Raw genomic sequence first — 20,619 nt, forward strand, 5'->3', positions numbered from 1 at the left:
CCGCGGAATATTCCGTCTGGCGGAAGGTACAAATGGGCGGGTTCGCGCTCAGGCGTGTTACTGCGGTGTATTCCTCAGCCGCCGGCTGTCGTCGATGACGCCGCTGTCGTCGACGACACCGTCGGCGCGTTGCCGCCTAGTCGTTCTTCGCGACCAGTTCATAGGTCTGTGTGGCGATCTCCAGTTCCTCGTCGGTCGGCACCACCGCGACGGCCACGCGCGCGTGCGCCGGCGAGATCAGCCGCGGTCCGTCACCGTGTGCGGCGTTCAGTTCCCCGTCCACCACGAGGCCCAGCTGCTCCAGGCCCGCGACGGCGGCCTCCCGCACCGTGCTCGCGTTCTCCCCGACTCCCGCGGTGAAGGCGACCGCGTCCACCCGGCCGAGTACGGCGCAATAGGCGCCGATGTACTTCTTCAGGCGGTGGACGTATATGTCGAAGGCGAGTTGCGCCTCTTTGTCGCCGTCGTCGATCCGGCGCCGGATCTCGCGCATGTCGTTGTCACCGCACAGACCGAACAGACCGCTTCTCTTGTTGAGAAGAGTGTCGATCTCCTCCATGGACATTCCGCCAACCCGGGCCAAATGGAAGATGACGGCCGGATCCAGATCACCGGACCGCGTACCCATCACCAGCCCCTCCAAAGGCGTCATCCCCATGGAGGTCTCCACGCACCGGCCCTTCTCGACCGCGGACGCCGAGGCGCCGTTGCCCAGGTGCAGCACGATGACGTTCACCTCGGACGGGTCCTTGCCGAGCAGCCGGGCGGTCTCCCGGGAGACGTAGGCGTGCGAGGTGCCGTGGAAGCCGTAGCGGCGGATGCGGTGCCGGTCGGCGATCTTCGGGTCGATGGCGTAGCGGGCCGCCGACTCCGGCATGGTCGTGTGGAACGCCGTGTCGAAGACCGCGACCTGCGGCAGATCGGGGCGCAGCGCCCGCGCGGTACGGATGCCGGTGAGGTTCGCCGGGTTGTGCAGCGGGGCGACCGGGATCAGCCGCTCGATCTCGGCGAGCACCTCGTCGTCGACGACCGTGGGCTCGGTGAAGAACATCCCGCCGTGCACCACCCGGTGCCCGATGGCCGCCAGCTCCGGCGAGTCCAGGCCCACGCCGTCCTGGTCCAGCTCCTCGGCGACCGCCTTGAGGGCCGCGTCGTGGTCGGCGATCGGGCCGGACCGCTCCCGGGTGTCGCCCGAGGTGAGGCAGGTGTGCCTCAGCCGCGAGGTCCGCTCGCCGATCCGCTCGACGAGGCCCACGGCCAGCCGGCTCCGCTCCCGCATGTCGAGCAGCTGGTACTTCAACGACGAGGAGCCGGAGTTGAGGACGAGGACTCGGGACGCGCTCACTGGGCGGCTGCCCTTTCACTGGAGTTCTGGGCCTGGACGGCCGTGATGGCGACGGTGTTGACGATGTCCGAGACGAGGGCGCCCCGGGAGAGGTCGTTGACCGGCTTGCGCAGGCCCTGGAGCACCGGGCCGACCGCGATCGCGCCGGCCGAACGCTGCACGGCCTTGTAGGTGTTGTTGCCGGTGTTCAGGTCCGGGAAGATCAGCACGCTGGCCTGGCCCGCCACCTCGGAGCCCGGGAGCTTGGTGGCCGCGACGCTCGGCTCCACGGCGGCGTCGTACTGGATCGGCCCCTCGACCCGGAGGTCGGGGCGCCGCTGCCGCACCAGCCGCGTCGCCTCCCGCACCTTGTCGACGTCGGCGCCGGTGCCGGACGTGCCCGTCGAGTACGACAGCATCGCGATCCTCGGCTCCACGCCGAACCGCGCGGCCGTGACGGCCGACTGCACGGCGATGTCGGCGAGCTGCTCGGCGTTCGGGTCGGGGTTCACGGCGCAGTCCCCGTAGACGAGGACCTTGTCGGCGAGGCACATGAAGAAGACGGAGGAGACGATGTCGGTCTCCGGCCTGGTCCTGATGATCTCGAAGGCGGGCCGTATGGTCGCGGCCGTGGAGTGCACCGAACCCGACACCATGCCGTCGGCCAGTCCGGCCTCCACCATCAGCGTGCCGAAGTAGTTCACGTCGGAGACGACGTCGTAGGCCAGCTCGACGGTGACGCCCTTGTGGGCGCGCAGCAGGGCGTACTTCTGGGCGAAGGAGTCGCGCAGCTCGCTGGCGGCGGGGTCGATCACCTCGCAGCCGCCCAGGTCGATGCCCAGGTCGGCGGCCTTCTTGCGGATCTGCTCGGCCGGGCCGAGCAGGGTGAGGTCGCAGATGCCGCGGCGCAGCAGTACCTCGGCGGCGTGCAGGATGCGCTCCTCCGTGCCCTCCGGCAGGACGACCCGGCGTTTGTCGGAGCGGGCCTGTTCGAGCAGCTTGTGCTCGAACATCATCGGCGTGATGCGGTCGGTGCTGGGCGCGGAGACGCGCCCCAGCAGGCCGCCGGTGTCCACGTACCGCTCGAAGAGGCCGAGCGCGGTCTCCGCCTTGCGGGGCGTGGCCGCGTTCAACTTCCCCTCCAGGGAGAAGAGTTCGGCGGCGGTGGGGAAGCTGTTGCCGGCCACCGAGAGCACCGGGGTGCCGGGCGCGAGGCGGGCGGCGAGGGTGAGGATCTCCTCGCCCGGCACCTCGTTCAGGGTGAGCAGCACCCCGGCGATCGGCGGGGTGCCGGCGCTGTGCGCGGCGAGCGCGCCGACGACCAGGTCGGCGCGGTCGCCGGGGGTGACGACCAGGCAGCCCGGGGTCAGGGCGGCGAGCAGGTTGGGCAGCATCGCGCCGCCGAAGACGAAGTCGAGGGCGTCGCGCGCCAGTCCGGCGTCGTCACCGAGCACCACCTTGGCGCCGAGGGCCTGGGTGATCTGGGAGACGGTGGGCGCGGCGAGGGCGGGGTCGTCGGGGACGACGTAGCACGGCACGGGCAGCCGGGCGCCGAGGCTCTGCGCGATCTCCTCCCGGTCCTCGCCGGCGACCCGGTTGGCCACCATGGCGAGGACGTCGCAGCCCAGCCCCTCGTACGCCCGGTAGGCGTTGCGCGTCTCGGCGAGCACGGACTCGGTGTCCTGCCCGCGGCCGCCGACCACCGGGATCACCGACGCCCCGAACTCGTTGGCGAGCCGGGCGTTGAGGGACAGCTCGTCGGGGAGCTGGGTGTGGGCGTAGTCGGTGCCGAGGACCAGGACCATCTCGTAGTCGCGCGCGACCGCGTGGAAGCGGTCGACGAGGGCCGACACCAGTTCGTCCGTGCCCTGTTCCGCCTGGAGGGCGGACGCCTCGTGGTAGTCCATGCCGTAGACCGTGGCCGGGTCCTGGGAGAGCCGGTAGCGGGCGCGCAGCAGCTCGTAGAGGCGGTCGGGGCTGTGGTGGAGCAGCGGCCGGAACACCCCGACCCGGTCGACCTGCCGGGTCAGCAGCTCCATGACCCCCAGTTCGACTACCTGGCGGCCGTCGCCGCGGTCGATTCCGGTCACGTACACGCTGCGCGTCACGCGTGCTCTCCGTTTCGTCTGGCGTCTGGCGTCGGGGCGAGGGCTCGCGAAGATCGCCCACCGGGGTGAGCGGAACCTTCTTGACAATACCTCCGCGGCTGGATAAGGCGCCCGTCAGCCCGGGTACTCCGGCCGGGACCGGCGGCCTGGTGCGGCGGGCCCCCGCGGGTCCGCCGCCCGGGTGGCGGACATGAAACAATCGGACCGGCTCACCGGTACCGAAAGCGAGCAGGAGACACAGCACGATGCGCATCGGAGTTCTCACCGCAGGCGGCGACTGCCCCGGCCTGAACGCCGTGATCCGGTCGGTCGTGCACCGCGCCGTGGACCACTACGGCGACGAGGTGATCGGTTTCGAGGACGGCTACGCCGGCCTGCTGGACGGCCGCTACCGCGGCCTCGACCTGAACGACGTCGCCGGCATCCTGGCCCGCGGCGGCACCATCCTCGGCTCCTCCCGCCTCGAGCGGGACCGGCTGCGCGAGGCGTGCGAGCGGGCCGAGGACAAGGTCGAGGCCTTCGGCATCGACGCGCTCGTCCCGATCGGCGGCGAGGGCACGCTGACGGCCGCGCGGATGCTGTCCGACGCCGGGCTGCCCGTGGTCGGCGTCCCGAAGACGATCGACAACGACATCTCCTCCACCGACCGCACCTTCGGCTTCGACACCGCGGTCGGGGTCGCCACCGAGGCGATGGACCGCCTGAAGACCACGGCCGAGTCGCACCAGCGCGTCATGGTGGTCGAGGTCATGGGCCGGCACGCGGGCTGGATCGCGCTGGAGTCCGGCATGGCGGCCGGCGCGCACGGCATCTGCCTGCCCGAGCGGCCCTTCGACCCCGCCCACCTGGTGAAGATGGTCGAGGAGCGCTTCGCCCGCGGCAAGAAGTTCGCGGTCGTGTGCGTGGCGGAGGGCGCCCATCCCGTCGAGGGCACCATGGACTACGGCCACGGCGAGATCGACCAGTACGGCCACGAGCGCTTCCAGGGCATCGGTACGGCGCTGGCGTACGAACTGGAGCGGCGGCTCGGCAAGGAGGCCAAGCCGGTCATCCTGGGCCACGTCCAGCGCGGTGGCGTCCCGACGGCCTACGACCGCGTCCTCGCCACCCGCTTCGGCTGGCACGCGGTGGAGGCGGCGCACCGCGGCGACTTCGGCAGGATGACCGCGCTGCGGGGCACCGACATCGTGATGGTGCCGCTCGCGGAGGCGGTGACCGAGCTGAAGACGGTGCCGAAGGACCGGATGGAGGAGACGGAGTCGGTCTTCTAGTGCCGCGGCACCAGGACCGTCGCGGCGCCGGACCGGCGGCCTTGCGGACCCGCCGCCCGCCTCGCCCGCGGGGACGCCACGGCTACCCGGTGTTGTCCTGGACGGCGGCCCAGAAGTGGTCGACGATCCGGGCCAGGAACTCGCGCCCGGCGTCGCCCGACTCGCTCGCCGAGTTCCCGGTGCCCCAGTTGAGCGAGGCGACCATCTGCCCCTGGTAGTCCTGGTGCAGCTGCTGCAGGGAGTCCTCCAGCAGCCGCCGCTCCAGGGGCACCGCCTTGGCGACGGGGCGGACGTAGGCCTGCCAGCGCGTGGTCACGGCGCCGCGGAGCGTCTCGGCGAGCTTCGCCTCGCGTCCGGTGACGGTGACGAAGTCCGGGACCGACAGCTCCAGCAGCTCGGCGAGGGCGGCGGACTGGCGCTCGTTGCCCTGCCAGCCGCTGTCCTCCATGTGGAGGTAGGCGGGCAGTTCGAGACCGGCGGCGCGGGCGACGTCCTCCGGTGCGAGGCCGCGGGCGATGCGGTGCTCGCGCAAGGTGCGCGGCCTCCCGATGAGTTCACCGGGTGAGCACCACAACATGCCCGCGAGCGCGCTGAGTTCGGCGCTGGTGGGGGCGAGCTGCCCGCGCTCCCAGGCGATGACCAGATCGGGGGTGACGTACGGCAGCCCGTAGGAGGTGCACAGGCCGTGGGCGACGTGCTCGGGGCGCAGGGCGAGCGCGGCGCGCAGCCGGCGGGCGGCGAGGGGGTCGAAGGGAGGGGCGGGCTGGCTCGGGCGGGTCGGACGTGGGAACACCCGGGACAACGTAGGCGGACCGGCACCCCGTGACTACGGTCTGTTCGGCCAGGATCACGGATTGTAGGAACGTACGGATTCGGCCATGTGTGCGGTCCGTGCGGGGCCGGCCGGGGACCGTTTTCCGGCGCGGGGGCCGTGCCGGCCGGGCCCTCCCGGCGGGTGACCCGCCGGGAGGCGCATGTGTGAAAGTCAAGCTCGAAGGGCATATGCGCAGGCGTTCACGGGCGTCCGGGCGCCGGCTCCCGGGACGGGCGCGGCGCGGGCGGGCCGGCGCGGGATTCGACCGTGCGGGCGGATGCCGAAGACGAGTGCGCCGGCGCGCGGGCACCCCCCGGCCGCGCGGCGGGCGGCGCCCCGCGGCTCAATACCGACGCCGTGCCACCGGGCGTCATCCCTTGACCGCCCCGCCCAGCGCGAAGCCGCCGCCCAGCCGCCGGGCGATCAGCACGTACAGCAGGATCACCGGCGTCGAGTAGACGATCGAGAACGCGGCCAGCTGCCCGTACGCCACCATGCCGCGGTTGCCGAAGAACTCGTTGATGCTCACGCTCGCCGGCATCTGGTCCGGGGTGAGCAGGAGCATGAAAGGGACGAAGAAGTTCCCCCACATCAGGACGAAGGAGAAGACGGTCACGACCCCGACGCCCGGGCCCATCAGGGGCAGCACGATGCGGACCAGGGACTGCGCCGACGACGCCCCGTCGGTCCACGCCGCCTCCTCCAGCTCCTTCGGCACACCGTCCATGAAGTTCTTCATCAGCCAGATGGCGAAGGGGAGTTGGGAGGCGGCGAAGAACAGGATCGTGCCCTGCATGGTGTCGATCAGGTTCACCCGCACGAACAGCGCGTACACCGGGACCATGATCGCCGTGATGGGCAGGCTCGTGGCGAAGAGGACGGTGAGCAGGAACGGACGGTTCAGGCGGGAGCGGAAACGCGAGAGCGGGTAGGCCGCCAGGGCCGCGCACACCACCGTCAGCAGCGTCCCGCCGCCGCACAGGATCAGGCTGTTCAGCAGCGGTGTGAAGGTGATGTCCGGCGTCAGGACCGCGTCGAAGTTGGCCCAGGTGAAGCCGTCCGGGGCCTTCACGCGCAGGTTCGCGTGCGGGTCCACCGACGACAGCAGCACCCAGGCGAGCGGCAGTGCGAAGGCGGCGGCCACCACCAGCAGGCCGATGTCCGCGGCCAGCCGGCGGTTCCTGCGGCGGGAGGCGAGAGTCGGGGTCATGGTGTCGTCAGACCTCCGTCCGCAGCAGGCGCAGATAGACGAGGGAGAACAGCGAGCCGACCAGGAGCAGCAGCAGGGCGACCGCGGTGCCGTAGCCGATCATGCTGTTCTGGAAGGCCTGCTCGTACATGAACAGGGGCAGGGTCTGGCTCTTGTTGCCCGGGCCGCCCCTCGTCATCACCCAGATCAGTCCGAAGACCGACAGGGTCTGCAGGGTGTTGAGCATCAGGTTGGTGCCGATGGAGCGGCGGATCATCGGCAGCGTGATGTGCCACATGCGGCGCCAGCCGCCGGCGCCGTCGACCTCCGCCGCCTCGGTGATCTCCTGCGGGATCTCGTTCAGGGCGGCCGAGTAGACCAGCATCGAGAAGGCCGTGCCGCGCCACACGTTGGCGAACGACACCGCCAGGATCGGAAGGGTGAACAGCCAGTTCTGGGACGGGAGATGGAGCCGGTCCAGGATGGCGTTGAGGGTGCCCTCGCGGCGGAAGAAGGCGTAGAGCAGGAAGCCGGCGACGACCTCCGGCAGGACCCAGGCGGTGATGACGATGCCGCCGGTGAGCGTGCGGACGGGCTTGGAGGCGCGGTGCATCAGCGTCGCCAGGGCCAGGCCCAGGGTGTTCTGGCCGAGCAGGGAGGAGACGACCGTGAAGACGAGCGTCAGCCACACCGCGTTGATGAAATCGGCGTCCCCGAAGGCCCTGCGGAAGTTGGCCAGGCCGACGAAGGACGAGTGGGCCTGGCCGGTGAGCTGGAGGTCGGTGAAGGCGATGTAGGCGCAGTAGGCGATCGGGCCCGCGAGGAACAGGAGCAGCAGGACCAGGGCGGGGGCGACCGGCAGGGCCCGGGCCAGCCCGCGCGCCAGGGGAGGGCGCGGGTGCCGGGTCCGGCGGGGGACCGGTGGGCCCGGGGGGACCTCGGCCGTCTCGGGGCCCGCCCCGGCGCGCGGAGTTGCCGCTGTCATCGGTGGTTCCCGTTCACTTCTTGACGACCTGGTTGCCCGTGGCGTCCTTGAGCGCGTCGTCGTAGCCGCTCGCCGCCTTGTCGACGGACGCGTCGCCCGTCGTCACCCCCTCCATCGCCTCCTGGATCGCGGTGGAGACCTTCGGGTACGCCGGGTAGGCGGGCCGGTAGTGGGTGCTGGCGACCAGGTCGGTGAAGAACCTGATACCGGGCTGCGCCCTGGCGTACGCGGGGTCGTCCGCCACGTCCTTGCGCACCGCGATGCCCGAGTTGGCGATGTACCACTTCTCCGCGTTGGCCTTGGTCTGCATCGTCCTGATGAAGTCGAAGGCGAGGTCGGGGTTGCCCGCCTTGGCGGGGATCGCCCAGGTCCAGCCGCCGGACATGCTCACCTTGCCCGGGGCCTGGCCGTGCTGGGTGGGCATGTAGGCGAGGCCCAGCTCGCTGGACCACGTGGGCCATTCGTGGCCGCTGCCCTTCTGCCAGGCCTGGGGCAGCCAGGACCCGTCGAGGGCGATGCCCAGCTTGTGCCCGGGGAGCATCTCGCCGGCCACCATGGTCTGGATGTTGGGGTCGAGGGCGGTGGCGACGTCGGGGCCGAGCTTCTCCTGGTAGACCGTCCGTACGAAGCCGAGGGAGTCCTTGAAGCCCTGGCTGCCGGCGATCCACTTCTTGGTGGACCTGTCGTAGAGCGGGTCCGTGGTGCCGTCGCCGGTGCCGTACAGGAGCATCTCGAAGCCCTGCATGGTCGCGGCCTCACCGGCGGGCTTGCCGGTGTAGACGTTGATGGGGGTGACGCCCGGAACCTTCTTCTTGATCGTGCGGGCGGCGTCGAGGACCTCGTTCCAGTTCTTCGGCTGCCAGTCGGCGGGCAGGCCGGCCTTCTTGAAGATGCCCTTGTCGAACCAGAGGCCGCGGGTGTCGGTGCCGTCCGGGACGCCGTAGGTCTTGCCGTCCTCGGCCCTGGCCGCGGTCTTCGCCGTGCCGATGAACTGGCTCCACTCCGGCCACTTGGCGAGATACGGGTCGAGCGGCTTCAAGTACCCGCTGGTGATGTCCGAGTTGATGAGGAAGGTGTCCTCGTAGACCAGGTCCGGGGCGGTCCTGGGGGAGCGGAGCATCTGCTGCAGCTTGGTGTAGTACTCCGAGTCCGGGGCCTTGATCGGGACCAGTTCGACCTTCTTGCCGGGGTACTTCTTCTCGAACTGCTTCTTGATGTCCGCGAGATAGCCGTCCATCACGCGGATCGAGTTGTCCGTGGACTGCTTGAAGGAGACCCGCACGGTGTCCGGGTCGCTGCCGGAGCCGCTGCCGCACGCCGTGAGGGCGCTTGCGGACAGGGTGAGGGCAACCAGGGCTGTGAGCGGGGCGGTTGAGCGGGGGCGAGCGGCGGTGGGGCGCACGAGCACGACCTCCTACTGACCTGACGACACTGTCGGCCGGGATGGATGTGCCGTGAAGGTAGGAGGAGTGGTCTAGTCAGGTCAATGAGTGTGCGGCGATCTATCGCGCCCGATCAGGCTCTCCTCGCTCCTCCTTCACCCACCGGTACTGCAACTCCGGCCGCCCCACGGTCCCGTACTGCGGGCTGCGGGCCGCCCGGCCCGCGTCCACCAGGTGCTCCAGATACCGCCGGGCGGTGATCCGGGATATCCCCACCGCCTCCGCCAGACCGGTCGCGGTCAGCCCCTCCGCGCAGTCCCGCAGCGCCACCGACACCCGCTCCAGGGTGGGCGCGCTGAGGCCCTTGGGCAGCGCCGCGGGGGACGGTGCGCGCAGGGTGGCCAGGGCCCGGTCGACCTCCTCCTGGCCGCTCGCCTCGCCGACCGCGCCGTGGAACTGCGCGTACCGCACGAGCCGGTCGCGCAGGGTCGCGAAGGTGAACGGCTTCAGCACGTACTGCACGACCCCCAGCGACACGCCCTCCCGCACCACGGCCAGATCGCGGGCCGAGGTCACCGCTATCACGTCCACCTGATGCCCCGCCGCGCGCAGCGACCGCGCGAACTGCAGCCCGTGCACGTCCGGCAGATGCAGATCCAGCAACAGCAGATCCACCGCCGTACGCTCCATCAGCCGCCGCGCCTCCGCCCCGGTGTGCGCCGTGCCGGCGACCACGAACCCCGGCACCCGCCCGACGTACATCACATGCGCGTCGGCGGCCACCGGGTCGTCCTCCACGACCAGCACGCGGATGGGCTGCTCGGCGCTCATGTGTCACCTCTCGCCGGCGTGGGGGCGGGAAGGGGGGCGGGGGCCGCGGTGGGGAGTGGGGCCGGGTGCGGCGGGTGCGCGCCGGTGGGCGCCGGCCGGTCCCGCGCGGGGAGGCGGCGGGCGGGCTGCTCGGGCGTCATGCGTCACCTCTCGCGGGGTCGGGAGCGGTCCCCGGCGGGGCCGGGGCGGAGGCGGTCGCCGCAACAGGGGCGGGGTCCGCGGGCAGCGGGAGGCGGACCTCGAAGACCGCGCCGCCCTCCCGGGCCTCCGTCACCGTCAGGGTGCCCTCGTGGCGGGTGACCGCCTGGCGGACCAGGGCCAGGCCGAGGCCGCGGCCGCCGGGGCCGGCCGGCTTCGTCGAGAACCCGCGCTGGAACACCAGCTCGGCATGGGCGGGGTCCACCCCCGTGCCGGTGTCCGCGACCCGGATCACCAGTTCGCCGGCCGCGGCGTACGCCGTCACCGTCACCCGCGCGCCGATGCTGCCCTGCGCCGCGTCCACCGCGTTGTCGATCAGGTTGCCCAGGATCGTCACCAGGTCGCGCGGCGGCAGGCTCGCCGGCAGCAGGCCGTCGTCGAGGCGGCTGTCCTGCGACACCACCAGCTCCACGCCCCGCTCGTTGGCCTGGGCCGTCTTGCCGAGCAGCAGCGCCGCCAGCACCGGTTCGCTCACCGCCGCCACCACCTGGTCGGTCAGCGCCTGGGCCAGCTCCAGTTCGGCCGTCGCGAAGTCCACCGCCTCCTCCGCCCGGCCCAGTTCGATCAGGGAGACCACGGTGTGGAGGCGGTTCGCCGCCTCGTGCGCCTGTGAGCGCAGGGCCTGCGTGAAACCCCGTTCCGAGTCCAACTCGCCCATCAGCGACTGCAGTTCGGTCACGTCCCGCAGGGTCACCACGGAGCCCCGGCGCTCCCCGCCCGACACCGGCGAGGTGTTCACCACCAGCACCCGCTCGGCCGACATGTACACCTCATCCACGCGCTGCTCCGAGGACAGCAGCGCACCCGTCAGCGGTGCCGGCAGCCCCAGTTCCGCGACCGACCTGCCCACCACGCCCTCCCCGGAGGGCACCCCGAGCAGTTCCCGCGCCCCGTCGTTGATCAGCGCCACACGGTACTGCCCGTCCAGCATCAGCAGACCCTCGCGCACCGCGTGCAGCGCGGCCTGGTGGTAGTCGTGCATACGGCTGAGCTCGCCCGCGTTCATGCCATGGGTGTGGCGGCGCAGGCGCGCGTTGACGACGTACGTGCCGATCGCGCCCAGCGCGAGCGCGCAGCCCGCCACGCCGACCAGCGCCGACACCTGCCCCTGCACCTGCCTGCTGATCGCCTGCACCTTGATGCCCGCGCTGACCAGGCCGACGATGTGCCGGTGCTCGTCGTAGACGGGCACGACGGCCCGCACCGAGGGGCCGAGCGTGCCCGTGTAGGTCTCGGTGAAAGCGGTGCCGTGCTGCGCGGGCCCGATGTTGCCGCGGAAGTGCTTGCCGATCTGGCTCGGCGTCGGGTGGGTCCAGCGGATGCCCTTCGGGTTCATGATCGTGACGAAGTCGACGTCCGCGTCCCGCATCACCTTCAGCGCGTACGGCTGCAGCTCGGCGGTGGGATCCGGCGTGCGGATCGCGGCCGGCACGAACGGGGCGTCCGCGATCGAGCGGGCGACCGACATCGCCTGGCGGGCCGCCGCGTCCTCGGCCTGCCCCCGGTCGCTGAGGTAGCTGAACAGTGCGTATCCGGCCACGAGCACCGCTATCAGCACGGCCTGCATGGCGAACAGCTGGCCGGCCAGGCTCCGGGGTCTCGGGACGGGGATGCGCATGTCGTCAGTGTGCCTCGCACGTCAATCGTGAACTAAATGAACGGAAGGGTGACCGCCCTCACAGGGCGGGAGATAGTCACCGCATCGGTGAAGCGGTGGAGCGGGCCATACGGTTCCGGCCACCGTCTCCCGCGAAGCACCGCACCCCCATCCCCATCCCCCGGTCGTGAGCCGCACGCCGGTGATGCCGACGAAGACGTCAAGGAGGGCATCCGTGGCCGCCAGTACCCCCGAGACGGCACCTGCCGCACCCGCCGCCGCCAAGCGGGACCGCACCCACTATCTGTACATCGCCGTGATCGTCGCGGTGGCGCTCGGTATCGCTGTCGGCCTGATCTGGCCGGACGCGGGCGTCGAGCTCAAGCCGCTCGGTACGGGCTTCGTCAGCCTGATCAAGATGATGATCTCGCCGATCATCTTCTGCACGATCGTGCTCGGCATCGGCTCCGTGCGCAAGGCCGCCAAGGTCGGCGCGGTCGGCGGTATCGCGCTCGGCTACTTCCTCGTGATGTCGCTGGTCGCCCTGGCCATCGGCCTCGTCGTCGGCAACGTCCTGCACCCGGGCGACGGCCTGCACATCACCCAGGCGCTCAAGGCCACCGGGCACGACCAGGTCTCCGCCGACGCGCTGCCGCCGGTCGACTTCGTCCTGTCGATCATCCCGGTCACCTTCGTCTCCGCCTTCACCGAGGGCCAGGTGCTGCAGACCCTGCTGATCGCGCTGCTCACCGGCTTCGCGCTGCAGGCCATGGGTTCGGCCGGCCAGCCGGTCCTGCGCGGTGTCGAGCACCTCCAGCGGCTGGTCTTCCGCATCCTGGCCATGGTCATGTGGGCGGCCCCGATCGGCGCCTTCGGCGCCATCGCCGCCGTGGTCGGCTCCGCCGGTGTGGACGCGCTGAAGAGCCTGGCCGTGCTGATGCTCGGGTTCTACGTGACCTGCTTCCTGTTCGTCTTCGTCGTGCTCGGCGTGCTGCTGCGGGCGGTCGCGGGCCTGAACATCTTCACGCTGCTGAAGTACCTGGCCCGGGAGTTCCTGCTGATCCTGTCCACCTCCTCCTCCGAGTCCGCGCTGCCGCGGCTGATCGCGAAGATGGAGCACCTGGGCATCAGCAAGCCGGTGGTCGGCATCACCGTCCCGACCGGCTACTCGTTCAACCTCGACGGCACGATGATCTACATGACCATGGCGTCGCTCTACATCGCGGACGCGCTGGGCACGCCGATGTCCATCGGGGAGCAGATCCCGCTGCTGCTCTTCCTGCTCCTGGCCTCCAAGGGCGCGGCCGGCGTCAGCGGCGCGGGCCTCGCCACGCTGGCCGGCGGTCTGCAGTCGCACAAGCCCGCGCTGGTGGACGGCGTCGGCCTGATCGTCGGTATCGACCGCTTCATGAGCGAGGCGCGCGCGCTGACCAACTTCGCCGGCAACGCCGTCGCCACCGTACTGATCGGCACCTGGACCAAGGAGATCGACACCGTCCGGGTCCGGCAGGTCCTCGCCGGTGACCTGCCCTTCGACGAGACGACCCTCCTGGACGAGAGCGTCCGGCCGCAGACCGTGGTGCCCGAGCAGGGCGGCGAGAAGGAACTCGCGAAGGCCTGAGCCGGCACCGGGCGGCCGAGTACCCCCCCGGTCGGCCTCCACCGATCTCCCCTGCCCCTCTGACCCCCTGCCCCTCTGACCCCCTGCCCCTCTGACCCCCGGCCCTCTGACCCCCTGACCCCCTGATTCGGTCGCCTGGCCCGGAAAAGCCGAGCGGGCGGGTTCTCCCCCCGAGGACCCGCCCGCTCGGCCTTTTCATCGGCGCGGCACTTCTCTCGGGTCCGGACCCTCTTCGGGACCGGATTTCCTTCGGGACCGGACTCGCAGCAGGACCGGATTCTCACCGATCTCTTACCGGTATCCGCTACCCTGCCCCGCCGGCCTGGTACTGATCCGGCCGGCTATACGGCGCTTGCGTGGGAGGCACGGGGGAATGAAGATCGACTGGGACCGGCGTACGTGTGCCCGCAAGGGCCACGTCACCTATGCGCCGGACGATCCCCGCCTGCGGGTGCGCCTGCACGCCCAGACCGCGCTCGGAGAGGTCTGGCGCTGTCTGCGCTGCGGCGACTTCGTGCTCGGCGAGCCCCACGGTGCGGGGCCCGCGGACCACGCGCCCCTCGTGCCGCGCGGCAAGGTCCTGCGCGACCTGTTCATCCTGCGCTTCCTGGCGGTCGAACGGGCCGTACGCGGTGTGTTCATCGTGCTGGTCGCGCTGGCGGTGTGGAGGTTCAGCAACAGCCAGGACGCGGTACGCCGGCTCTTCGACGAGTACCTCGACGTCTTCCGGCCGGTCTTCCGGCACTTCCACTACGACCTCGATCACTCGCCGGTCGTCGGCACCATCCAGAAGACCTTCGGCTACAAGCACTCCACCCTCCTGCTGGTCGCCGCGCTGCTGCTCGCCTACGCGCTGATCGAGCTCGTCGAGGCGGTCGGCCTCTGGTACGCCAAACGCTGGGCGGAGTACCTCACGGTGGTCGCGACCGCCGCGTTCCTCCCGCTGGAGATCTACGAACTCACCGAGCACGTCAGCTATCTGAAGATCACCACCCTGGTCCTCAACATCCTCGCCGTGCTCTACATCGCCCTGGCCAAGCGCCTGTTCGGCCTGCGCGGCGGCCGCCGGGCCTTCGAGGAGGAACGCGAGAGCGCGTCCCTGCTGGAGGTCGAGGAGTCGGCGGGGGTACCGGCCGGAGCGGCCTGAGGCGCTCCCCTCCGCCGCGAACCCGGCGGGACGCCCCGCCCCGGCGCGTCCGCCGTTGCCCTGACGTCGGCGTCAAGGATTACCGTCGGGGCCATGCGAATCGGCGAGCTGGCCGCACGGGCCGGGACCACGACGCGGACGCTCAGGTACTACGAGTCGCGCGGGCTGCTGCCCGCGCGGCGCGGCACGAACGGGTACCGCACCTACGACGAGAGCGACCTGAGGCTGCTGCGGCAGATCAGGACGCTCCAGGACTTCGGGTTCGACCTGGAGGAGACGCGGCCCTTCGTGGAGTGCCTGCGGGCCGGGCACCCGGAGGGCGACTCCTGCCCGGCCTCGCTCGCGGTCTACCGGCGCAAGCTGGACGAACTCGACGCGCTGATCGGCGAGCTCGCGGCCGTGCGGGCGACCATCGCCGTGCGGCTGGCCGCGGCCGACGAGCCACCGTTGTGCGAAATGGGAGGGCGGGAACTGTGATCGACGTGACGGACGAGGATTTCACGGCGGAGGTGATCCGGTCCGAGTTGCCGGTACTGGTGGAGTTCACGGCGGACTGGTGCCCGCCGTGCCGGCAGATGGGACCGGTCCTGCGCGCCCTGGCCACCGAGGAGGCCGATCGCCTCAAGGTGGTGCAGCTGAACGTGGACCACAATCCGATGACCACGAATGCCTACAAGGTGCTGTCGATGCCGACCTTCATGGTGTTCCGGGACGGTGAGCCGGTCCGGTCGATGGTGGGGGCGCGGCCCAAGCGGCGGCTCCTGGAGGAGATCGAGGACGCCCTCTGAGACCCTGGGACCTGAGACCGGTCAATACAGAGAAATCCCCCGGGCAATTGCGCCCGGGGGATTTCTCTGCGTACACTCAATGATTCGCGACTTCAAGGCAATTCAATCACGGATTGACTCGGCCGCGTAAGAAGTTCACTGAACGCAGTATATCCGGGCGGGAGCGGAATTGTCAAACACCGATTATCCGGACGGTGAAATGCAGCGCGAGCAGGAATTCATCGACGGACTGTACGCACGCGTGGACGCCCTGCGCGGTGACACGGAGGCGGGCGTCACGGACGCGCTCGCGCAGGGCAACACGCCCATGCAGGCCCGCCTGGAGCGGGACATCCTGGTCGCCGAGCGCTCGGGCCTGCTCGCCGCGCTGAACGCGGTGGACGGCTCCCTCTGCTTCGGCCGGATCGACCTCACCCCGGGCGGGACCCACCACATCGGCCGCATCGGGCTGCGCACGGACGACGCCGAGCGCACACCGATCCTGATCGACTGGCGCGCGGACGTCGCCCGCCCCTTCTACCTGGCCACCGGCCACACCCCGATGGGCCTGCGCAGGCGCCGGCACATCACCACCGACGGCCGTACGGTCACCGCCCTGCACGACGAGATCCTCGACCTCGGGGACCGGGAGCGGACCGGCCACGAGGACCCGACCGGGGACGCCGTGCTGCTCGCCGCGCTCGACGCCGCGCGCACCGGCCGTATGCACGACATCGTGCGGACCATCCAGGCCGAGCAGGACGAGATCATCCGGGCGCCGCACCGCGGGGTGCTGGTGGTGGAGGGTGGTCCGGGCACGGGCAAGACCGCCGTCGCGCTGCACCGGGCGGCGTATCTGCTCTACGAGCACCGGGAGCTGCTCGCCCGGCGCGCCGTCCTCATCGTCGGGCCCAACCCCGCCTTCCTCGGCTACATCGGCGAGGTGCTGCCCTCGCTCGGGGAGACGGGCGTCCTGCTCGCCACGGTCGGGGAGCTGTTCCCCGGCGTGCGGGCGACCGCGAGCGACACGCGGGCGGCGGCCGCGGTGAAGGGCCGCGCCGAGATGGCGCAGGTGCTCGCCGAGGTCGTCTCCGACTGGCAGGCGCTGCCCGACCCGGTCATCGCGATCGAGCACGACCGTGAGGTCCTGATGCTCGACGACGGCCTGGTGAAGGTCGCCCGCGAACGCACCCGGGCCGCGAAACTGCCGCACAACGCGGCCCGCGAGACCTTCGAGGGGCACATCCTCAACACGCTCACCGAGCTCTACGCCGAGCGCGTCGGCACCGACCCCTACGACGGCAGCAGTCTGCTCGACCCGAGCGACATCACCCAGATCCGCGACGAGATCGCCGAGAATCCCGAAGTGTGGTCCGCCATCGACCAGTTGTGGCCCCGGCTGACCCCGCAGCGGCTGGTCGCCGACTTCCTCGCCGACCCCGTCGGCTACCTGCCCGACGAGGACGCGGCCGCCGTCCGCCGCCCGGTGACCCGGGAGTGGACGGTGGCGGACGTCCCGCTGCTGGACGAGGCGGCCGAACTGCTCGGCGAGGACGACCGGGTGCGCCGGGCGCTGGCGGAGCGGGAACGGGAGACGCAGATCGCCTATGCGCAGGGCGTGCTGGACGTCTCGTACGCCTCGCGCACCTACGAGTTCGAGGACAAGGACGAGGAGGACTCCGAGATCCTGTCCGCGCACGACATCATCGACGCCGAGCGGTTCGCCGAACGGCAGGAGGAGGACGACCACCGCAGCGCCGCCGAGCGCGCGGCGGCCGACCGGACCTGGGCCTTCGGGCACATCATCGTCGACGAGGCGCAGGAGCTGTCGCCGATGGCCTGGCGGCTGCTGATGCGGCGCAGCCCGACCCGCTCGATGACGCTGGTCGGGGACCCGGCGCAGACCGCGGAGGCGGCGGGCGTCGGCTCCTGGTCGGACATCCTCGCCCCGTACGTCGAGGACCGCTGGGAGCACACCCGGCTCGGCGTCAACTACCGTACGCCGGCCGAGATCATGGAGGTCGCGGCGGCTGTGGTGCGGGCCGAGCGGCCGGACTTCACCCCGCCGGGCTCGGTGCGGTCCACCGGCGTGCGGCCGTGGGCGCGGGCGGCCGACGACCTGCCCGGCGCGGTGGCCAAGGCGGTGGAGGAGCTGACGCCCGCCGACGGGCGGCTCGCGGTCATCGCGCCGCGCCACCTGCACCGCCGGCTCGCGGCGCGGCTGGAGGGGGTGACGGCGGGGGCCGAGCCCGACCTGACGCACACCGTCGTCCTCCTCGACCCGCGCCAGTCGAAGGGACTGGAGTTCGACTCGGTCCTGGTCGTGGAGCCGGGGCTGTACGGCACGAGCGACCTGTACGTGGCGCTCACCCGGGCTACGCAGCGGCTCGGCGTGGTGCACAGCAGGGCGCTGCCGCGAGCTCTGGCGGCGGCGTTGGCGTGACCCGAGGGCGGGTACCGCCCAGGAGGCTCTGCCCCCTGGGCGGTACGTCCGGCGTCCGGAAGAGGCCCGGAGCCGGCGCTTGGAAGAGACTCCGAGGAGGCCAGGAGGCTAGGCCGGACGCAGCCACACCGTCGCCAGCGGCGGCAGGGTCAGAGTGATGCTGGCCGGGCGGCCGTGCCAGCCCTGGGGTTCGGGCTTGATGTCGTCGGGGTGCGTGACGTCGCTGCCGCCGTACCGGGCGAGGTCGGTGTTGAGGGTCTCGTGCCAGGACTGGACGTCGTCGGGGACGCCGAGGCGGTAGCCGTCGCGGACGACGGGGGAGAGGTTGGAGACGCACAGGAGCGGGGCGCCGTCGGCGTCGAGCCGGAGGAAGGCGAAGACGTTGTCCTCGGCGGCGTCACCGACGATCCACTGGAAGCCGGCCGGGTCGATGTCCCGCTGCCACAGCGCGGGGGTGTGCCGGTAGACGGTGTTCAGGTCGCGCACCAGGTCGCGCACCCCGCGGTGGTCGGCCTCGGCGCCGTAGGCCGGGTCGAGCAGCCACCAGTCCGGGCCGTGGGCCTCCGACCACTCCGCTCCCTGGGCGAACTCCTGGCCCATGAAGAGGAGCTGCTTGCCGGGGTGGGCCCACATGAAGGCGAGGTAGGCGCGCAGGTTGGCCCGCTGCTGCCACCAGTCGCCGGGCATCTTCGACACCAGTGACCGCTTGCCGTGCACCACTTCGTCGTGCGAGATCGGCAGCACGTAGTTCTCGCTGTAGGCGTACACCATCGAGAAGGTCATCTCGTTGTGGTGGTACTTGCGGTGCACCGGCTCGTGGCTCATGTAGTCGAGCGAGTCGTGCATCCAGCCCATGTTCCACTTCAGTCCGAAACCGAGGCCCCCGAAGCCGCCCGGGCCCCGGTGGTGGGTGGCGCGGGTGACGCCGTCCCAGGCCGTGGACTCCTCGGCGATCGTGACCACGCCCGGCACCTGCCGGTACACGGTCGCGTTCATCTCCTGCAGGAACGCCACCGCGTCCAGGTTCTCCCGGCCGCCGTGCTCGTTCGGCACCCACTGGCCCGGCTCGCGCGAGTAGTCGAGGTAGAGCATGGAGGCGACCGCGTCGACGCGCAGTCCGTCGATGTGGAACTCGCGGCACCAGTAGAGGGCGTTCGCCACCAGGAAGTTGCGCACCTCGCGGCGGCCGTAGTCGAACTCCAGCGTGCCCCAGTCGGGGTGCGCCGAGCGCAGCGGGTCCTCGTGCTCGTACAGGGGGCGGCCGTCGAACTCGGCCAGCGCCCAGTCGTCGCGCGGGAAGTGCGCCGGCACCCAGTCCATCAGGACACCGATGCCCGCCTGGTGCAGCGCGTCGACCAGGTACCTGAAGTCGTCGGGGGTGCCGAGGCGGGCCGTGGGCGCGTAGAAGCCGGTGACCTGGTAGCCCCAGGAGCCGCCGAAGGGGTGCTCGGCGATGGGCATCAGCTCGACGTGGGTGAAGCCGAGGTCCTTCACGTACGGCGGCAGCTGTTCGGCGAGCCGGCGGTAGTCCAGCCCGGGCCGCCAGGAGGGCAGATGGACCTCGTAGACCGAGAACGGTGCCTCGTGCGCGGGCCGTTGCGCGCGCTGCTCGATCCAGTGCGCGTCCTGCCACGCGTGGTGCGAGGCGGTGACGACGGACGACGTGTTCGGCGGGGCCTCCGTACGGCGGGCCAGCGGGTCGGCGCGCAGGGTCTTCGAGCCGTCGGGACGGGTGATCTCGAACTTGTACAGCTCGCCCTCGCCGATCCCCGGCACGAACAGCTCCCACACTCCCGAGGAGCCGAGCGAGCGCATCGGATACCCGCTGCCGTCCCAGAAGTTGAAGGTGCCGGCCACCCGCACGCCGCGTGCGTTCGGCGCCCACACCGAGAAGCGGGTGCCGGCCACGCCCTGGTGGGTCATCGGGTGCGCGCCGAGCACCGTCCACAGCTCCTCGTGCCGGCCCTCGCCGATCAGGTGCAGGTCGAGCTCGCCCAGCGTGGGCAGGAAGCGGTAGGCGTCCTCGGTCTCCTGGCCCGTGCTCTCGTAGGCCACGAGCAGCCGGTAGCCCGGCGGGACCTCGGACAGACGCAGCAGGCCGGAGAAGAACCCGTCCCCGTCGTCGTGCAGCTCCGCCCGCAGCTCCCCGGCGACGACGGTCACGGACAGCGCGTACGGCCGGAACGCCCGGAAGGCGACCCCACCGGGCACCTTGTGGGCGCCCAGCACGGTGTGCGGATCGTGATGGGTGCCTGCCAGCAGCCGCTCGCGGTCACCGGCGTCCAGGGCGGGGGAGACCGGCGCGGGGGCCTCCGGCGGTTCGGCCGGGTTCGGGGCGGTGTCCGTCCCGGCGGCGGCCGCGGCCGTCCCGGCCGGCGCCTCGGCCCGGGTCCGCCGGGCGGGGGTCTTCTTCGCAGCGGTCCGCTCCGCGGCGGCCGTTGTCGTGGCGGTCTTCTTCGCGGTGGCCTTCTTCGCCGCGGCCTTCTCGGCGGTTGCCGTCTCGGCCGTCCTCTTCGCGGTGGCTTTCTTGCCCGCGGCCTTCTTCGCCGCGGCCTTCTCGGCGGTGGTCGTGGTGGCGGCGGTCTTCTTCGCGGAGGCTTTCTTGGCGGTGGCTTTCTTGGCGGCGGCCTTCTTCGCGACCGGCTTCTCGGCAGCGGTCCTCTTCGCCGCGGTCTTGTCCCCCACGGTCTGCGCCGCGGTCTTCTTCGCGGCCGTCTTCTTCGCCGCTGCCGGTGCCGTCGCGCTCGTCCTGCGCGCGCTCGCCTTCTTGGTCGTCTCCTTCTCGGCCGTCGCCTGCTTGACGGCCGCCTTCTTGGCGACCTTCCTCGCGGCCGCCTTCTTGACCGGCTGATCGGGCTCGGTCGCCTTCTCCGCGGCCTTCGCGGCCTTCTTCGGATCAGAACCGCTGGACGTGGGGCGGGGGGTCACGGGCGGCGCCTCCT

15 protein-coding genes are annotated in these 20,619 nt (G+C 71.3%); 6 read left to right on the forward strand and 9 right to left on the reverse strand.

From position 1 onward, the window contains the following. Positions 1–136 precede the first annotated feature (136 nt). A complete protein-coding gene (locus ACJ9NR_RS27040) occupies positions 137–1,345 on the reverse strand; it encodes an acetate kinase (RefSeq protein ID WP_412492362.1) in 1,209 nt (402 codons plus the stop codon). Continuing rightward, positions 1,342–3,432, reverse strand: coding sequence for a phosphate acetyltransferase (pta, locus tag ACJ9NR_RS27045; protein WP_412492361.1), 2,091 nt, complete (start codon positions 3,430–3,432; stop codon positions 1,342–1,344). Before pta ends, ACJ9NR_RS27040 begins: the two co-directional genes overlap by 4 nt. Positions 3,433–3,677: 245 nt before the next feature. On the opposite strand from pta, the gene ACJ9NR_RS27050 reads away from it, so the two are divergent. Next, entirely contained in the window at positions 3,678–4,703 is a 1,026-nt protein-coding gene (locus ACJ9NR_RS27050; RefSeq protein ID WP_412492360.1) for an ATP-dependent 6-phosphofructokinase, read from the forward strand. 82 nt (positions 4,704–4,785) lie between these two features. Here the strand turns inward: ACJ9NR_RS27050 and ACJ9NR_RS27055 are convergent, their stop codons facing one another. The 6 genes from ACJ9NR_RS27055 to ACJ9NR_RS27080 all read right to left on the reverse strand — a co-directional run bounded on the left by ACJ9NR_RS27055 (position 4,786) and on the right by ACJ9NR_RS27080 (position 11,720). Continuing rightward, positions 4,786–5,496 (reverse strand): XRE family transcriptional regulator, encoded by a 711-nt coding sequence (locus ACJ9NR_RS27055; RefSeq protein WP_412492359.1) that lies wholly within the window; start codon positions 5,494–5,496, stop codon positions 4,786–4,788. A 391-nt stretch (positions 5,497–5,887) separates the two neighbouring features. After that, a complete protein-coding gene (locus ACJ9NR_RS27060) occupies positions 5,888–6,727 on the reverse strand; it encodes a carbohydrate ABC transporter permease (RefSeq protein ID WP_412492358.1) in 840 nt (279 codons plus the stop codon). A gap of 7 nt (positions 6,728–6,734) precedes the next feature. Then, positions 6,735–7,691, reverse strand: coding sequence for a carbohydrate ABC transporter permease (locus ACJ9NR_RS27065; RefSeq protein ID WP_412492357.1), 957 nt, complete (start codon positions 7,689–7,691; stop codon positions 6,735–6,737). A 13-nt stretch (positions 7,692–7,704) separates the two neighbouring features. Next, on the reverse strand, positions 7,705–9,099 hold the full coding sequence (locus tag ACJ9NR_RS27070) for an extracellular solute-binding protein (protein ID WP_412492356.1): 1,395 nt from the start codon (positions 9,097–9,099) through the stop codon (positions 7,705–7,707). 94 nt (positions 9,100–9,193) lie between these two features. Beyond that, positions 9,194–9,904, reverse strand: coding sequence for a response regulator (locus tag ACJ9NR_RS27075; protein ID WP_412492355.1), 711 nt, complete (start codon positions 9,902–9,904; stop codon positions 9,194–9,196). Between the two features lie 136 nt (positions 9,905–10,040). Further along, complete coding sequence (locus ACJ9NR_RS27080; protein WP_412492354.1) at positions 10,041–11,720, reverse strand: ATP-binding protein; 1,680 nt, start codon at positions 11,718–11,720, stop codon at positions 10,041–10,043. A gap of 214 nt (positions 11,721–11,934) precedes the next feature. Between ACJ9NR_RS27080 and ACJ9NR_RS27085 the strand changes: the two genes are divergently transcribed. The 5 genes from ACJ9NR_RS27085 to ACJ9NR_RS27105 all read left to right on the forward strand — a co-directional run bounded on the left by ACJ9NR_RS27085 (position 11,935) and on the right by ACJ9NR_RS27105 (position 17,677). Further along, positions 11,935–13,320 carry a cation:dicarboxylate symporter family transporter gene (locus ACJ9NR_RS27085; RefSeq protein ID WP_412492353.1) on the forward strand — a complete coding sequence of 462 codons (1,386 nt, stop codon included), beginning with the start codon at positions 11,935–11,937 and terminating at the stop codon, positions 13,318–13,320. Between the two features lie 373 nt (positions 13,321–13,693). Continuing rightward, positions 13,694–14,467, forward strand: coding sequence for a DUF2127 domain-containing protein (locus ACJ9NR_RS27090; RefSeq protein ID WP_412492352.1), 774 nt, complete (start codon positions 13,694–13,696; stop codon positions 14,465–14,467). A gap of 93 nt (positions 14,468–14,560) precedes the next feature. Beyond that, entirely contained in the window at positions 14,561–14,944 is a 384-nt protein-coding gene (locus tag ACJ9NR_RS27095) for a MerR family transcriptional regulator (protein WP_412492351.1), read from the forward strand. After that, positions 14,941–15,255: a thioredoxin gene (gene trxA, locus ACJ9NR_RS27100; RefSeq protein ID WP_412492350.1), complete on the forward strand. Its 315-nt coding sequence runs from the start codon at positions 14,941–14,943 to the stop codon at positions 15,253–15,255. The genes ACJ9NR_RS27095 and trxA overlap by 4 nt, the downstream gene beginning before the upstream one ends. A gap of 199 nt (positions 15,256–15,454) precedes the next feature. Beyond that, positions 15,455–17,677, forward strand: a complete 2,223-nt coding sequence (locus ACJ9NR_RS27105; RefSeq protein WP_412492349.1) for a HelD family protein — start codon at positions 15,455–15,457, stop codon at positions 17,675–17,677. A 108-nt stretch (positions 17,678–17,785) separates the two neighbouring features. On the opposite strand, the gene glgB is transcribed toward ACJ9NR_RS27105, so the two are convergent. Beyond that, the gene (gene glgB / locus ACJ9NR_RS27110) at positions 17,786–20,605 is read right to left on the reverse strand and encodes a 1,4-alpha-glucan branching enzyme (protein WP_412492348.1); all 2,820 of its coding nucleotides are present in this window, start codon (positions 20,603–20,605) and stop codon (positions 17,786–17,788) included. Between the last annotated feature and the right edge of the window lie 14 nt (positions 20,606–20,619).

This window comes from Streptomyces sediminimaris (assembly GCF_047049295.1).
Lineage (GTDB): Bacteria > Actinomycetota > Actinomycetes > Streptomycetales > Streptomycetaceae > Streptomyces > Streptomyces sediminimaris.

Excerpts from the sequence above, each read along its gene's own strand:
- ACJ9NR_RS27050 (WP_412492360.1), top strand. The coding sequence starts at position 3,678 with ATGCGCATCGGAGTTCTCACCGCAGGCGGCGACTGCCCCGGCCTGAAC.
- ACJ9NR_RS27060 (WP_412492358.1), bottom strand. The coding sequence starts at position 6,727 with ATGACCCCGACTCTCGCCTCCCGCCGCAGGAACCGCCGGCTGGCCGCG.
- ACJ9NR_RS27065 (WP_412492357.1), bottom strand. The coding sequence starts at position 7,691 with ATGACAGCGGCAACTCCGCGCGCCGGGGCGGGCCCCGAGACGGCCGAG.
- ACJ9NR_RS27075 (WP_412492355.1), bottom strand. The coding sequence starts at position 9,904 with ATGAGCGCCGAGCAGCCCATCCGCGTGCTGGTCGTGGAGGACGACCCG.
- ACJ9NR_RS27080 (WP_412492354.1), bottom strand. The coding sequence starts at position 11,720 with ATGCGCATCCCCGTCCCGAGACCCCGGAGCCTGGCCGGCCAGCTGTTC.
- ACJ9NR_RS27090 (WP_412492352.1), top strand. The coding sequence starts at position 13,694 with ATGAAGATCGACTGGGACCGGCGTACGTGTGCCCGCAAGGGCCACGTC.
- ACJ9NR_RS27095 (WP_412492351.1), top strand. The coding sequence starts at position 14,561 with ATGCGAATCGGCGAGCTGGCCGCACGGGCCGGGACCACGACGCGGACG.
- ACJ9NR_RS27105 (WP_412492349.1), top strand. The coding sequence starts at position 15,455 with ATGCAGCGCGAGCAGGAATTCATCGACGGACTGTACGCACGCGTGGAC.